Origin of the sequence: Dechloromonas denitrificans (assembly GCF_001551835.1) — a bacterium.
GTDB lineage: Bacteria > Pseudomonadota > Gammaproteobacteria > Burkholderiales > Rhodocyclaceae > Azonexus > Azonexus denitrificans.
In genome coordinates, this window is the sequence record NZ_LODL01000021.1 from 347,523 (window position 1) to 361,741 (window position 14,219).

Here is a 14,219-nt window from a genome sequence, read left to right on the forward strand (position 1 = left end):
ACCTCCTCTGCCAACACGATCAGGACACAGCCGGTCAGGCGTTCGCGGCCTTCAGTGCAGCGTTCAGCGTCGGACTCGGGCGCATCACGGCCTTGGTCTTCTCCGGATCGGCCTTGTAGTAGCCACCGATATCAACCGGCTTGCCCTGCACCGTCTTCATCTCGGCGACGATCTGGGCTTCGTTGTCGGACAGGGCCTTGGCCAGCTTGACGAAATGGTCGGCCAGTTCCTTGTCCTCGGTCTGGGCAGCCAGTTCCTGCGCCCAGTACATGGCGAGGTAGAACTGCGAGCCGCGGTTGTCCAGCTCACCGGTTTTCGGCGACGGCGACTTGTTGTTGTCCAGCAGCTTGCCGGTCGCGGCATCGAGGGTCTTGGCCAGCAGCTTGGCACGGGCGTTGTTTTCCTTGATGCCGAGCTCTTCGAGCGACACGGCCAGGGCCAGGAACTCGCCGAGCGAATCCCAGCGCAGGTGGTTTTCCTGGGTCAATTGCTGGACGTGCTTCGGGGCCGAACCGCCGGCACCGGTTTCGTACATGCCGCCGCCGTTCATCAGCGGCACGATGGAAAGCATCTTGGCCGAGGTACCCAGTTCCATGATCGGGAACAGGTCGGTCAAGTAGTCGCGCAGAATGTTGCCGGTCACCGAGATGGTGTCGAGTCCGCGGGCGACGCGTTCCAGCGTGTAGCGCATGGCACGGACCTGCGACATGATCTGGATGTCGAGGCCGCTGGTATCGTGATCCTTGAGGTACTTCTGGACCTTCTTGATCAGCTCGTTTTCGTGCGGACGATAGGTATCCAGCCAGAAGATGGCCGGCATGCCAGAGTTGCGGGCGCGGGTAACAGCCAGCTTGACCCAGTCGCGAATCGGGGCATCCTTGACCTGGCACATGCGCCAGATGTCGCCAGCTTCGACGTTCTGGGTCAGCAGAACTTCGCCGGTATTGATGTCGACGATGTTGGCGATGCCGTCCTCGGCAATTTCGAAGGTCTTGTCGTGCGAGCCGTATTCCTCGGCCTGCTGGGCCATCAGGCCAACGTTCGGCACCGTGCCCATGGTCCGCGGATCGAAGTTGCCATGCCATTTGACGAAATTGATCATCTCCTGGTAGATGCGGGCGAAGGTCGATTCCGGCATGACACACTTGCTGTCGTACTGCTTGCCATCGGCACCCCACATCTTGCCGCCCTGGCGGATCATCGCCGGCATCGAGGCGTCGACGATGATGTCGTTCGGCGAGTGGAAGTTGGTGATGCCCTTGGCTGAATCGACCATGGCCAGACGCGGACGGTGTTCCTGGCAAGCGTGCAGGTCACGGATGATTTCGTCGCGCTTGGATTCCGGCAGGGTCTTGATCTTGTCGTACAGGTCGACCATGCCGTTATTGACGTTGATGCCCAGTTCGTCGAAGGTCTTGCCGTGCTTCTCGAAGGCGTCCTTGTAGTAGATCTTGACGCAGTGGCCGAAGACGATCGGGTGCGAAACCTTCATCATCGTCGCCTTGACGTGCAGCGAGAAGAGGATGCCGGACTCGCGGCAATCTTCCAGTTGGGCTTCGTAGAAGTCGCACAGCGCCTTCTTGCTCATGAACATCGAGTCGATGATCTCGCCTTCGAGCAGGGCGAGCTTCGGCTTCAGCACCGTGGTCTTGCCGCCCTTGGCGATCAGTTCCATGCGCACTTCGCGTGCCTTGTCGAGGGTCATCGACTTTTCGCCGTGGTAGAAGTCACCGTGTTCCATGTGCGAAACATGGGTCTGCGACCACTGCTTCCATTCGCCCATCGAGTGCGGACGCTTCTTGGCGTAATTCTTCACGGCACCCGGTGCGCGGCGGTCGGAGTTGCCTTCGCGCAGCACAGGGTTGACGGCGGAGCCGAGACACTTGCCGAAACGGGCCTTGAGAGCCTTCTCTTCATCGGTATTGGCCATTTCCGGATAGTCGGGGATGGCGTAACCCTTTTCCTGCAGTTCCTTGACGCAAGCCTTCAGCTGGGCGACGGAAGCAGAAATGTTCGGCAGCTTGATGATGTTGGTGTCCGGCAGCAGGCACTTCTTGCCCAGCTCTGCCAGGGTATTCGGCAGACGCTGCTCTTCGGTCAGGAACTCCGGGAATTCGGCGATGACACGGGCAGAAACCGAAATGTCAGCCTTTTCAATCTCGATGCCGGCCGGGCCGGTGAAAGTGCGGATGATCGGCAAAAACGCGCACGTCGCGAGCAACGGCGCTTCGTCGGTCAGCGTGTAAATGATTTTTGACTTTCCACCAGCCATAAATATCCCCTTGCGTTGGATTGAATTATTGGTCCGGGCGGGCCCCGGAACTTTTGTAAACCGGTTTGCAATAGCAAAACATTGGAAGTATCGACCTCCAGCGCATCCCAGTCAACGAAACAGCTTTTCACATCGCGGGCGAAACGCCGGCCAAGCACGACGCATCGGGCATCTTCGTCCATTGGCGGTGCTAAGATCAGCGCTTCTGCAGGAGACAAGACACAATGAAGATATCCGTGGGTCTCTACGGCACCAATGCCCACCAGATAGCGCTCGCCCTGATTCAGGGCTTCAACAAGCACTACACCCTGTTCCGCCAGACCTGCCGGGAGGCGAAGACCCGTTTCGAGCAAGGCGACTGGCTGGGTGTACACAAGGCAGTCAAGGAACGCATCCGTTTCTACGACGACCGGGTCGATGAATGCGTCGAACGCCTGCGCAACGATTTCGACGCCGGCACGATCGATCAACCGACCTGGCAGCAGATCAAGCTGCTCTACATTGGCCTGCTGCTCAACCACAAGCAGCCGGAACTGGCCGAAACCTTCTTCAATTCGGTGACCACCAAGATCCTGCACCGCAATTACTTCCACAACGATTTCATTTTCGTCCGGCCGACGGTGTCGACCGAAAACATCGAAGCCGACCACGATCCAACCTATCGCAGCTACTACGCCAAAGACGACGGGGTGCGCGGCGCGATGCTGGCCATCGTCCGGGACTTCGACTGGCAGCGCCCGTTTGCCGACCTGGAGCGCGACGTGGACCATGTTTATCAGGCGATTCACCGCTTTCTGAACGGCATCCCGCGGCGCGAAGTCAATTTCCAGATCCAGGTGCTGGCCTCCGCCTTCTATCGCAACAAGGCGGCCTACATCATCGGCAAGGCGGTCAACGGGGCCGCGGAGTATCCGTTCGCCATCCCGGTTATGCACGACGAAGACGGCAAGCTTTATCTCGACACCGTACTGCTCGACGCCTGGCGAATCGGCCTGCTTTTCTCGCTGTCACGGGCCTATTTCATGGTCGACATGGAAGTGCCCTCCGGCTACGTCCAGTTCCTGCGCTCCATCCTGCCCGCCAAGCCGCGTTCCGAGCTCTACATCATGCTCGGCCTCGGCAAGCAGGGCAAAACCATGTTCTTCCGCGACTTCATCTATCACCTGCACCATTCGGAAGACAAATTCATCATGGCCCCCGGCATCCGCGGCCTGGTCATGCTGGTCTTCACGCTACCGTCCTACCCTTACGTCTTCAAGATCATCCGGGATGTTTTCGGCGCCTCGAAAAACATGGATCGTGCCACCGTCAAAAAGAAATTCATGCTGGTCAAGCAGGTCGACCGCGTCGGTCGGATGGCCGACACGCTGGAATTCTCGAACGTGCTGTTCCCGCTCGACCGGTTCGACCCGGAGATACTCGACGAACTGGAAAAGCTTGCCCCCTCCTGCTACGAAATCGACGGAGAGCAGTTGATCATCAAGCACCTCTATATCGAGCGCCGGATGGAGCCGCTCAACATCCACCTCGAACGGATGGAACGCAGCAACAATATCGAAGGCCTCGAACACGCCATCAAGGAATACGGCAGCGCCATCCGCGAACTGGCGCAAGCCAACATCTTCCCCGGCGACATGCTGTGGAAGAATTTCGGCATCACCCGGTTCGGCCGGGTCGTCTTCTACGACTACGACGAAATCGAATACATGACGGACTGCAATTTCCGCCGGATTCCGCCCGCCCCCGATTTCGAAACCGAAATGTCCGGCGAGGTCTGGTACGCCGTGGCCAGAAACGATGTCTTTCCGGAAGAGTTCGCCACCTTCCTGCTCGCCTCACCCGTCGTCCGCAAGATTTTCTACAAGCATCACGCCGACCTGCTGTCCCCAAAGTTCTGGCAGGAGGCGCAGCAGAAAATCCGCGCCGGTCATGTCGAAGACTTCTTCCCCTACCCGCAGGAACTGCGCTTCGGCAACAGCAAGCCGGACGCAGCCTGAAGCTCCAAAAGAAAAAAGGCCGCAAGGCGACCTTTTGTCTTTCCAGCAGCCCGAATCACTCGGGTTCAGGCGTGCCCGGTACTCCCGAAGCCGCCTTCGCCCCGCTTGCTGGCATCGAACTCATCGACAATATTGAAGCCAACCTGCAGCACCGGCACGACCACCAACTGGGCAATACGATCGAGCGGATTGAGCGTGAAACTATCGTGCCCGCGGTTCCACACCGAGACCATCAACTCGCCCTGGTAATCGCTGTCGATCAGGCCGACCAGGTTGCCGAGCACGATGCCGTGCTTGTGACCAAGCCCCGAGCGCGGCAGGATCATCGCCGCCAGGCCGGGATCGGCCAGGTGAATCGCCATCCCGGTCGGGACCAGCGTCGTCTGCCCCGGCGCCAGATGCAGCGGTGCTTCGAGACAGGCGCGCAGGTCGAGGCCGGCCGAACCGGGCGTGGCATAGTGCGGCGGGTTGTCGCGCAGGCGGTTGTCGAGGATTTTTACGTCAATACGGTGCATCAGTGTTTTCCTGTCAAATGAGCGATATGTTCAACCAGTTGCCGGGCCAGCACCGATTTTGGAGCCGGGGCCAACGGGTGCGAACCGGCATCATCAAATAAAACCAGCCGGTTATCCTCGCCGCCGAAACCATCCTGAATCAGGTTGCCGGCGATCAGCGGGATCTTCTTCTTGCGCCGCTTGGTCTGCGCATATTCTTCGAGGTTCCGGCTCTCGGCGGCAAAGCCGACACAGAACGGGCCGTTCTTGAGAGCAGCCACTTCGGCCAGGATATCGGGATTCTCGACCAACTCGATCGGCGGGATGCCGCCAGTATCCTTCTTCAATTTGTGCTCGGCGGCATTGGCCACCCGGTAATCGGCCACCGCCGCCACGGCAATGAAGACATCCGCGCCAGCAGCCTGCGCCATCACCGCCGCATGCATATCAAGCGCACTTTTGACATTAATGCGGTCGACCCCTTGCGGCGGGCAAAAACCAACCGGCCCGGAAACCAGCGTCACCTCGGCACCGGCCTGCCGTGCCGCCCGCGCCACGGCGTAACCCATCCGCCCGGAGGACAGATTGGTAATGCCGCGCACCGGATCGATCGCCTCGAAAGTCGGCCCGGCGGTAATCAGCACCTTCCGGCCAGCCAGCAGCTTGGGCGTAAAGAACGCGATCACCTCTTCGAGAATTTCTTCCGGCTCCAGCATGCGACCGGCACCGACCTCGCCGCAGGCCTGCTCGCCGGAAGCCGGACCAAGAATATGGATGCCATCGGCCAGCAACTGATTCACGTTGCGCCGGGTGGCCGGGTTTTCCCACATCTGCCGGTTCATCGCCGGAGCCAGTAACAGCGGACAATCGCGGGCCAGCACCATGGTCGCCAGCAGGTCATCGGCCATGCCGTGGGCGATGCGCGCCATGAAATCGGCCGAGGCCGGGGCGACCAGGATCAGGTCGGCCTGCCGCGACAGATCGATATGCGCCATCGCATTCGGCATCCGCGCATCCCATTGGTCGGTAAATACCGGCCGGCCGGAGAGCGCCTGAAAAGTCGTCGCGGTGACGAAGTGGCTCGCCCCCTCCGTCATCGCCACTTGCACCTCGGCGCCCTGCTTGCCCAGCAGGCGAACCAGTTCGGCCGCCTTGTAGGCCGCGATACCGCCGGTCACGCCAAGAACGATGCGCTTTCCCTGTAATTCCATTGTCTTACCATTAGAATGTGAGCCTGCCAATTCTACTGGAAATAGCATGGCGATCACCGACTGGCCCGAGGGCGAACGACCGCGCGAACGCCTGCTCGCCCATGGCGCAGAAGCCCTGTCCGACGCCGAGTTGCTGGCCATCTACCTGCGCGTCGGCGTGCGTGGCAAAAGTGCCGTCGATCTCGCCCGCGACCTGCTGCAACGCTTCGACGGCCGCCTCGGCGTCCTGGCCGAAGCAACACTCGAAGAACTGGCCAGCGTCTCCGGGATCGGCATGGCCAAGGCGGCCCAGCTGAAAGCCAGCTTCGAACTGGCCCGCCGGGCACTCAGCCAGGAAATGGCCAGTCGCGACACGTTCTCCGCTCCCGGCCAGGTCCGCGACTGGCTGCGCCTGAAGCTGGGCAGTCGGCCGCACGAAGTATTCATGGCCCTGTGGCTCGATGCCCAAAATCGTCTACTAAGAGCAGAGGAATTATTTACCGGCTCGCTGACCCAGACTTCGGTCTATCCGCGCGAAGTGGTCAAGGCCGCGCTGGCCCACAATGCGGCCGCTGTCATCCTCGCCCACAACCACCCTTCCGGTGTCGCCGAGCCTTCGCGGGCCGACGAAATGCTGACCCGGACGCTGAAAGACGCGCTGGCCATGGTCGACGTCAAGCTGCTCGATCACTTCATTGTCGCCGGCACCCAGCCGCCCCTTTCTTTCGCCGAAAGAGGCTTGATTTAGAAAAATCGCTTGATATTTCCGGCTCTTATCCTTTAAAATCGCGGGCTTTCTTCTAGCAAATTCTGGAGCACCAATCATGGCGCGAGTCTGCCAAGTAACGGGTAAAGCCCCGATGGTTGGGAACAAGGTTTCCCACGCCAATAACAAAACGAAGCGCCGCTTCCTGCCGAATCTGCAGTATCGCCGCTTCTGGGTCGAAAGCGAAAACCGCTTCGTCCGTCTCCGCGTTTCCAACGCCGGTCTGCGTTTGATCGACAAGAACGGTATCGACACCGTCCTCGCCGACCTGCGTGCCCGCGGTGAAGTCTGATTTAAGGAAGGATAGATAAAATGGCTAAAGGCGGTCGCGAAAAAATCAAGCTGGAATCTACAGCTGGTACCGGTCACTTCTATACCACCTCCAAGAACAAGCGCACGACGCCTGAAAAGCTGGAGATGATGAAGTACGATCCGAAGGCCCGTAAGCACGTCGCTTACAAGGAAGTGAAGCTGAAGTAATTCAGCCCCCTCCAGCTTTCGACAAACCCGCCTTTCGGCGGGTTTTGTTTTTTCGGCAGCGGAAAATCAGAACTTCCGCCGCAACAGAAAAGCGGCATAGCCGACGATGCCGGCAAAGATCAGCAAGGACCAGTTGGCCATCGACAGGCCGAACATTTCCCAATCGCGGCTGCTGCAAAAGCCCGTCGCCAGGAACATCGAGGGAAATTGCATACCCAACCAATCAACCAGGCTTTCGATCAGGTTCGGATCGGTATAGCTGCACTCGCTGGCCAATTCAGGAAAAGCCTGCATCCAGGTCTGATAGCCGGCAACCCCCACTCCCAATACCGCCAGCAGCGCAACCAGGCCAGCCCACAATTGACGCAGCTTCGGCCACAGCGCGCCGATTAGCGCCAACACCCCGATCACGATGTAGAGCAGGCGCTGAAAAATACACAGCGGACAGGGCGCCAGACTCAGCATCGCCTGCAAGGCCATACCGACACCAACCAGACCGAAACAGCTGAGGGCCAGCGTCAAGAACCACGCCCTGAGCGGCACATTTGCAAAGACCATGAACAATACCCATTGAAAACGCGACCAAGGGCTGGAACGCCATATCGCACAAACGGAATTCTACGACACCGCAAGACTCGCACTCCTTAAAAGCGATGCACTTTGGAGACGAGCGCACTTGCCGAAAACAGGCAGCACTGACAGGGAATGGCGATTTATCACTTAAGTAAGCCTTGCAGCGCTCCCCACGCCGACTGGCGACTGTTAGAATCCCTGAAATAGTCAAATCGGGAGACAAAACAATGCGAGCCCTCAAGCGACTGGCCTGCCTTGGCGCCATTGCGTTTTCTACACTCAGTTGGGCGAGCGACCCCGGCATTACCGAGACCAGCATCACGCTCGGCATGTCCGCCCCACTCTCCGGCCCGAACGGCGCCTACGGGATGGACATGCGGCAAACCATCCAGACCTATTTCGAGCAGGTCAACAAATCCGGTGGCATCAATGGCCGCAAGCTGGAACTGGTCGCCCTCGACGATGGCTACGAAACAGAAAAAACGCTGAGCAACACCAAAACCCTGCTCAACGAGAAACACGCCTTTGCACTGCTCGCTTACTACGGCTCAAGCCCGACCACCGAGGCCATGAATACCATTTTCGGCCCGGCCAAGGTGCCGCTGGTCGGCACCATTTCCGGCGCCAGCAGCCTGCGCGAACCGATCGCCAGCAATCCGAACTCGCGCTACATGTTCAACGTGCGCGCCAGTTACGCCGACGAGACCGAAGCCATCGTCAACCAGATGGTCTCGCTCGGCCTGAAAAGCGTCGCCGTGCTCTACCAGAACGACGGTTTCGGCAAATCGGGACTCGATGGCGTCAGTGCCGCCCTCAAAAAACATGGCCTGACCCCCTCGGCAGTCGGCACCGTCGAACGCAACTCGCTGGATATCAGCAAAGCGCTCGACCCGATCAGCAAGGCCAATCCGCAGGCCGTCATCATGGTGACGCTTTACAAGCCGACTGCCGTCTTCGTCAAGGCGATGAAAAAGGCCGGCCAAAACCCGATGTTCATGACCCTGTCCCCGGTCGGCACCGAACAACTGGTCCAGGAACTTGGTGCCGACGCCCGCGGCATCGGCATCTCCCAGGTTGTCCCCTACCCGTGGAACGACATCATTCCGGTCGTCCGCGAATACCAGCGCCTGATCAACAAACCGGGCGCTTACTCCTATTACGGCATGGAAGCCTACCTGATGGCACGCACCATGGTCGAAGGCCTGCGCCGCGCCGGCAAGGATCTCAGCCGCGAAAAGCTGCAAAGCGCCCTGGAAAGCCTGAACAACATTGACTTCGGCGGCTATCGCATCAACTACGGCAACAATGGCCGCCAGGGGTCGCGCTACGTCGAACTGACCGTCGTCGGTCCAGGCGGCAAGATATTGAAGTAAGGCCTGCGGTAGACATCAAAAAACGGCCCTTTTTCAGGGCCGTTTTTATTTGTCGATTTCAGGCTCGGCGCCAGGTCGTGCCTTGCGCACTGTCATCGAGCGCAATACCGGCCGCCTTCAGCTCGTCGCGAATGCGGTCAGCCTCTGCAAAGTTGCGGCCCTGCTTCGCAGCCGCACGATCCGCGATCATTTGCTCGATAGCAGCCTCGTCGAGACCGCCCGCCGCAACATCCCCGCGCAGATAAACCATCGGCTCGCGCTCGAGCAGGCCAATGACGCCGCCCAAAGCCCTCAGCAAACCGGCCAGTGGCGCGCTGCGCTGCCGATTGACCTCGCCGGCCAGTTCGAAAAGCACCGAAATCGCGCCATGCGAGTCAAAGTCCTCGTTCAGCGCCACAGCAAAACGGGCCGCAAAATCGGAATTCCAGTCAATTTCGACGTCAACCGGCGGCACATCGCGCAGCGCGAAATACAGGCTATCCAGACTGCGCTTGGCGTCGTCGAGATGCGCATCGGAGTAGTTCAGCGGGCTGCGATAGTGAGCGCGCAGGATAAAGAAGCGGATCACTTCGGCATCGTAGCGTTCCAGCACCTCGCGGATGGTGAAGAAGTTGCCCAGCGATTTCGACATCTTTTCGTTATCGACCCGGACGAAACCGTTGTGCATCCAGTAATTCACATAGGAACACTGGTGTGCGCCTTCCGACTGGGCGATTTCATTTTCATGGTGCGGGAACTGCAGATCCTGGCCGCCACCGTGAATATCGAAATGCTTGCCGAGAATGCTCGAACTCATTGCCGAGCATTCGATATGCCAACCCGGACGGCCTTCGCCCCACGGTGACGCCCAGGCTGGCTCACCCGGCTTGGCATGCTTCCAGAGCACGAAGTCGAGCGGGTCCTGCTTGGCCGAATCGACCTCGACCCGCTCGCCGGCGCGCAGGTCGTCGAGCGACTTGCCGGACAGCTTGCCGTAGCCCTCGAACTTGCGCACCGCGTAATTCACATCGCCATCGACCGCCTGGTAAGCCAGGCCGTTGGCCTGCAGCCTGCCGATCAGGTCGAGCATCTGCGGCACGTACTCGGTCGCCCGCGGCTCGTGATCGGGACGCAGCACGCCCAGCGCATCGGCATCCTCATGCATGAAGGCGATGAAGCGATTGGTCAGCTGCTGGATGGTCTCGCCGTTCTCGATGGCCCGCCGGATGATCTTGTCGTCGATGTCGGTGATGTTTCGAACGTAAGTCACGTCATAACCGGCCGCCTTCAGCCAGCGGTAAACCATGTCGAAAACGACCATCACGCGCGCATGCCCGAGGTGGCAATAGTCATAAACCGTCATCCCGCAAACATACATGCGGACCTTGTTGGGCTCGATGGGCGTGAACGGCTGTTTTTCCCGTTGCAGGGAGTTGTAGATTTTTAGCATGGCGGAAGGCATTCCCGGCGCCGCCAGCGCAGAGCAAAACTATGGGAAGGGCGGCGTTTTTGGTAGAATCGAAAGATTGTAAAACACCGAAAATTATAGCATAGCGATGACCTCAACTTCCCTGCTCCAGCCCCGTTTCAAACAGCTGAAAACGCTGCGTGCACTGGCGATTGGCCTGGCGATTGGCCTGGCCATCGGCTTTGCCGTTCCGGCCTTTGCCGACAACCTGCCGGAAGTTCAGCGCCTGATCAAACAAGGTCAGTACCCGCAAGCCATGGAAAAGGTGGACGCTTATTTGAGCAGCAAGCCCAAGGATGCCCAGGGTCGCTTCCTCAAGGGTCTGATTTACACCGAAATGAACAAGCCGGCCGAGGCCATCGCCGTCTTCACCAAGCTGACCGAAGACTATCCGGAACTGCCGGAACCCTATAACAACCTGGCCGTGCTCTACGCCCAGCAGAAGCAGTACGACAAGGCCCGCACCGCGCTTGAAATGGCGATCCGGACCCATCCGTCCTACGCCATCGCCTACGAGAACCTCGGCGACATCTACGCCAAGCTGGCCAGCCAGGCCTACGACAAGGCCCTGCAGCTCGACAACGCCAATGCGGCAACGCAGAACAAGCTGGCGCTGATTCGCGACCTGATCACCACCTCCGGCAAGGGCAACGTCAAGCCCAGTGCCGCCCCCAGCTCCGCCGGGCTGGCCGTCCCGGCACCGACCGCCGCAGCGCCGGCCGCTGCCGTCAAGCCGGCCGCCGCGCCGAGCGCCAGCGTCGTCACCAGCACCCAGGGCGCCGCCTCGACCACCCCGGCCAAGCTGGTTGAAGCCAAACCGACCCCGGCCGCCGCACCGACCCCGCCGGCCCCGGTCGCCAACAAGGCCGACGCCGCCAGCGAAGATGTCGCCAAGGCGATCGCCGCCTGGGCCAACGCCTGGTCGCGCAAGGACGTCAAGGGCTATCTGGCGGCCTACGCCAACGATTTCAACACGCCCAAGGGCATGCCCCGCAAAGCCTGGGAGTCGGAGCGCGAAGACCGCATCGCCGGCAAGCCGGGCAAGATTTCGGTCACTTTCGATGAGCCGAAGATTTCGGTCAGCGGCGACAAGGCCAGCGCCAAGTTCCGCCAGCACTATCAGGCACCCGGCCTCTCCAGCTCGACGACCAAGACCCTGGTTTTTGTCCGCTCGGGTAACAAGTGGCTGATCAAGGAAGAAAACTCCCGTTGATGCAGGGTCGCAAGTTAATCCTTCTCGGATTGGCGGCTTGTCTGGCCGGCAGCGCGCTGGCCAAGCAGGCAAAAACGCAAACGCCGGTCGGCAAGACGGCGTCCAAAGCCGGCAAGAAGACAGGCAGCTCGGCTTCGCTAGCCAAGCTCGCCGCGCCGGTTGCCTTGGCCACGGCGGCCAAGGTAGCAAGCACGGCACCCGCCAAGCGTCTGCCGGTGACCGTTTCGGACTCCGGCCCGGAAGCCCAACTGGCCAAGATTTTCAAGGAAATCGAAGGCAACCGGCTGGGCAATGCCCTGCAACTGACCGAGTCGCTGCTGCAGCAACACCCGAACTACCGGCTGGCCCACCTGATCCGTGGCGACCTGCTGCTCGCCCGGACCCAGCCGATCCAGACTTTCGGTGCTCTGAATGGTGCTCCGGCCGACAAGGTGGCCGACCTGCGGGCCGAAGCCGTCGTCCGCCTGAAGGGCTATCGCGAAAAGCCGGAAGCCAATTTCGTGCCGCGCTACCTGCTGCAGATGCAGGCCGACCAGCGCTACGCCATTGTCGTCGACACCAAACGCTCGCGGCTCTACCTCTACGAGAACGACGTCGCCAACGGCGGGCGGCCGCGCTTCGTCGCCGATTACTACATTACGCAGGGCAAGCTGGGCGCCGAAAAGCTGGTCGAAGGCGACAAGAAGACACCGGTCGGCGTCTATCACGTCACCGCCAACCTGCCGCGGCAGAAGCTGGCCGACCTTTACGGTAGCGGCGCCTTCCCGATCAACTACCCGAACGAATGGGACAAGCAGCAAGGCCGCAAGGGCAGCGGCATCTGGCTGCACGGTACGCCATCTGACACCTTCGCGCGGCCGCCGCGCGCCTCCGACGGCTGCGTCGTGCTGACCAACCAGGATCTCGATGCCGTTGCCAAGAACCTGCAGGTCGGCCTGACCCCGGTCATCATCAGCAATTCAGTCGAATGGCTGTCGCTCGATGACTGGGCCAGGGAACGCAACGATCTGAACAAGACGATCGATGCCTGGCGGGCCGACTGGGAAAGCCGCGACACCGATCGCTACCTGCGCCATTACTCGAAGCGCTTCAAGTCGGCCGAGCAGAACTTCGACCAGTTCGCCGCCCAGAAAAAACAGGTCAATGCCGGCAAGGAGTGGATCAAGGTCAAGCTCGACAACCTGTCCGTCTTCCGCAACCCCGGCAAGGAAGAAGTCGTCGTCGTCACCTTCGACCAGGACTACCGCAGCAACAATCTGAACAACCAGATGAAGAAGCGGCAGTACTGGCTGCGGGAAGACGGCAAGTGGAAAATAATCTACGAAGGAAGTGCCTGATGCTGAAAAAAATCTCCGTGCTGGCCGCTGGTCTGCTCGCCTCGATCGCCGTCTGGGCGGCCCCGACGGTCGAAATGACGACCAACCTCGGCAAGTTCACCCTTGAGTTGTTCCCGGAAAAAGCGCCGAAGACGGTCGAGTTTTTCCTCTACAACGCCAAGCATGGCTTCTATGAAGCGACCATCTTTCATCGCGTCATCGACGGCTTCATGATCCAGGGCGGCGGCTTCACCAAAGCCATGGAAGAAAAGAAGACGCTGACCCCGGCCATCCAGAACGAATCGACCAGCGGCCTGGCCAACGAGCGCGGCACGGTCGCCATGGCCCGCACGCAGGATCCGCATTCGGCCCGTGTCCAGTTCTTCATCAACCTGAAGGACAACAGCTTCCTCAACCACCGTACTTCAGCCGACCCGCGCGGCTGGGGCTACACCGTGTTCGGCAAGGTGGTCCAGGGCATGGATGTCGTCGACAAGATTGCCAAGGTGCCGACCGGCAACGCTGGCTATTACGAAAACGTTCCGACGACCCCGGTTGTCATCCAGAACGTCAAAATCATCTCCGAGAAATAAGGATTACCCAATGATCAAGCTCACCACCAACCACGGTGTCATCACCCTCAACCTGGATGCCGAGAAGGCCCCGAAGACGGTTGCCAACTTCATCTCCTACGTCGAAGCCGGCCACTACAACAACACCATCTTCCACCGCGTCATCAAGAACTTCATGATCCAGGGCGGCGGCATGGAACCAGGCATGAACCAGAAGGAATGCCAGGCGCCGATCGAAAACGAGGCCGCCAATGGCCTGAAGAACAAGCGCGGCACCATCGCCATGGCCCGCACCAATGACCCGCACTCGGCCACCGCCCAGTTCTTCATCAACACCGTCGACAACGACTTCCTCGACTTCAAGGCACCGAGCGGCCAGGGTTGGGGCTACTGCGTATTCGGCGAAGTCGTCGAAGGGATGGACGTCGTCGACAAGATTCGCGCCGTCAAGACCGGCAACAAGGGCTTCCACCAGGACGTGCCGGCCGAAGACGTGATCATCGAAAAAGCTGAAATCGTTTGATCC

Annotated in this window: 14 protein-coding genes; 9 read left to right on the forward strand and 5 right to left on the reverse strand. The window is 60.0% G+C overall.

What is annotated here, in order from left to right; all coding sequences use genetic code 11:
* Positions 1 to 34: 34 nt before the first annotated feature.
* Positions 35 to 2,272 (reverse strand): NADP-dependent isocitrate dehydrogenase, encoded by a 2,238-nt coding sequence (locus AT959_RS12715; protein WP_066883641.1) that lies wholly within the window; start codon positions 2,270 to 2,272, stop codon positions 35 to 37.
* Positions 2,273 to 2,496: 224 nt separating this feature from the next.
* Here AT959_RS12715 and aceK point away from each other — a divergent pair, with 224 nt between their 5' ends.
* Positions 2,497 to 4,269, forward strand: coding sequence for a bifunctional isocitrate dehydrogenase kinase/phosphatase (gene aceK, locus AT959_RS12720; protein ID WP_066883643.1), 1,773 nt, complete (start codon positions 2,497 to 2,499; stop codon positions 4,267 to 4,269).
* A gap of 65 nt (positions 4,270 to 4,334) precedes the next feature.
* On the opposite strand, the gene dut is transcribed toward aceK, so the two are convergent.
* Together dut and coaBC are read right to left on the reverse strand one after the other, a co-directional pair.
* Complete coding sequence (gene dut / locus AT959_RS12725; RefSeq protein ID WP_066883645.1) at positions 4,335 to 4,784, reverse strand: dUTP diphosphatase; 450 nt, start codon at positions 4,782 to 4,784, stop codon at positions 4,335 to 4,337.
* Complete coding sequence (coaBC, locus tag AT959_RS12730; protein WP_066883647.1) at positions 4,784 to 5,974, reverse strand: bifunctional phosphopantothenoylcysteine decarboxylase/phosphopantothenate--cysteine ligase CoaBC; 1,191 nt, start codon at positions 5,972 to 5,974, stop codon at positions 4,784 to 4,786. Before coaBC ends, dut begins: the two co-directional genes overlap by 1 nt.
* A 46-nt stretch (positions 5,975 to 6,020) precedes the next feature.
* Here coaBC and radC point away from each other — a divergent pair, with 46 nt between their 5' ends.
* The 3 genes from radC (at position 6,021) to rpmG (ending at position 7,199) form a co-directional block, all read left to right on the forward strand.
* Positions 6,021 to 6,701, forward strand: coding sequence for a RadC family protein (radC, locus tag AT959_RS12735; protein WP_066883649.1), 681 nt, complete (start codon positions 6,021 to 6,023; stop codon positions 6,699 to 6,701).
* Between the two features lie 76 nt (positions 6,702 to 6,777).
* A complete protein-coding gene (gene rpmB / locus AT959_RS12740; RefSeq protein ID WP_066883651.1) occupies positions 6,778 to 7,011 on the forward strand; it encodes a 50S ribosomal protein L28 in 234 nt (77 codons plus the stop codon).
* A 20-nt stretch (positions 7,012 to 7,031) separates the two neighbouring features.
* Positions 7,032 to 7,199 (forward strand): 50S ribosomal protein L33, encoded by a 168-nt coding sequence (rpmG, locus tag AT959_RS12745; RefSeq protein ID WP_066883653.1) that lies wholly within the window; start codon positions 7,032 to 7,034, stop codon positions 7,197 to 7,199.
* A 66-nt stretch (positions 7,200 to 7,265) separates the two neighbouring features.
* Here the strand turns inward: rpmG and AT959_RS12750 are convergent, their stop codons facing one another.
* Complete coding sequence (locus AT959_RS12750) at positions 7,266 to 7,721, reverse strand: disulfide bond formation protein B (protein WP_240481826.1); 456 nt, start codon at positions 7,719 to 7,721, stop codon at positions 7,266 to 7,268.
* A 278-nt stretch (positions 7,722 to 7,999) separates the two neighbouring features.
* On the opposite strand from AT959_RS12750, the gene AT959_RS12755 reads away from it, so the two are divergent.
* Positions 8,000 to 9,145: an ABC transporter substrate-binding protein gene (locus AT959_RS12755; protein ID WP_066883655.1), complete on the forward strand. Its 1,146-nt coding sequence runs from the start codon at positions 8,000 to 8,002 to the stop codon at positions 9,143 to 9,145.
* Between the two features lie 58 nt (positions 9,146 to 9,203).
* Here AT959_RS12755 and cysS read toward each other — a convergent pair whose 3' ends face one another.
* Positions 9,204 to 10,574 carry a cysteine--tRNA ligase gene (cysS, locus tag AT959_RS12760; protein WP_066884404.1) on the reverse strand — a complete coding sequence of 457 codons (1,371 nt, stop codon included), beginning with the start codon at positions 10,572 to 10,574 and terminating at the stop codon, positions 9,204 to 9,206.
* A gap of 106 nt (positions 10,575 to 10,680) precedes the next feature.
* Here cysS and AT959_RS12765 point away from each other — a divergent pair, with 106 nt between their 5' ends.
* Genes AT959_RS12765 through AT959_RS12780 form a run of 4 tightly spaced genes read left to right on the forward strand, consistent with a single transcriptional unit; the run spans position 10,681 to position 14,216 of the window.
* On the forward strand, positions 10,681 to 11,805 hold the full coding sequence (locus AT959_RS12765) for a L,D-transpeptidase Cds6 family protein (RefSeq protein ID WP_066883657.1): 1,125 nt from the start codon (positions 10,681 to 10,683) through the stop codon (positions 11,803 to 11,805).
* On the forward strand, positions 11,805 to 13,142 hold the full coding sequence (locus AT959_RS12770; protein WP_240481827.1) for a L,D-transpeptidase family protein: 1,338 nt from the start codon (positions 11,805 to 11,807) through the stop codon (positions 13,140 to 13,142). The genes AT959_RS12765 and AT959_RS12770 overlap by 1 nt, the downstream gene beginning before the upstream one ends.
* Entirely contained in the window at positions 13,142 to 13,714 is a 573-nt protein-coding gene (locus tag AT959_RS12775; RefSeq protein ID WP_205629913.1) for a peptidylprolyl isomerase, read from the forward strand. Before AT959_RS12770 ends, AT959_RS12775 begins: the two co-directional genes overlap by 1 nt.
* A gap of 10 nt (positions 13,715 to 13,724) precedes the next feature.
* Positions 13,725 to 14,216 (forward strand): peptidylprolyl isomerase, encoded by a 492-nt coding sequence (locus tag AT959_RS12780; protein ID WP_066883659.1) that lies wholly within the window; start codon positions 13,725 to 13,727, stop codon positions 14,214 to 14,216.
* The last annotated feature ends 3 nt before the right edge of the window (positions 14,217 to 14,219 follow it).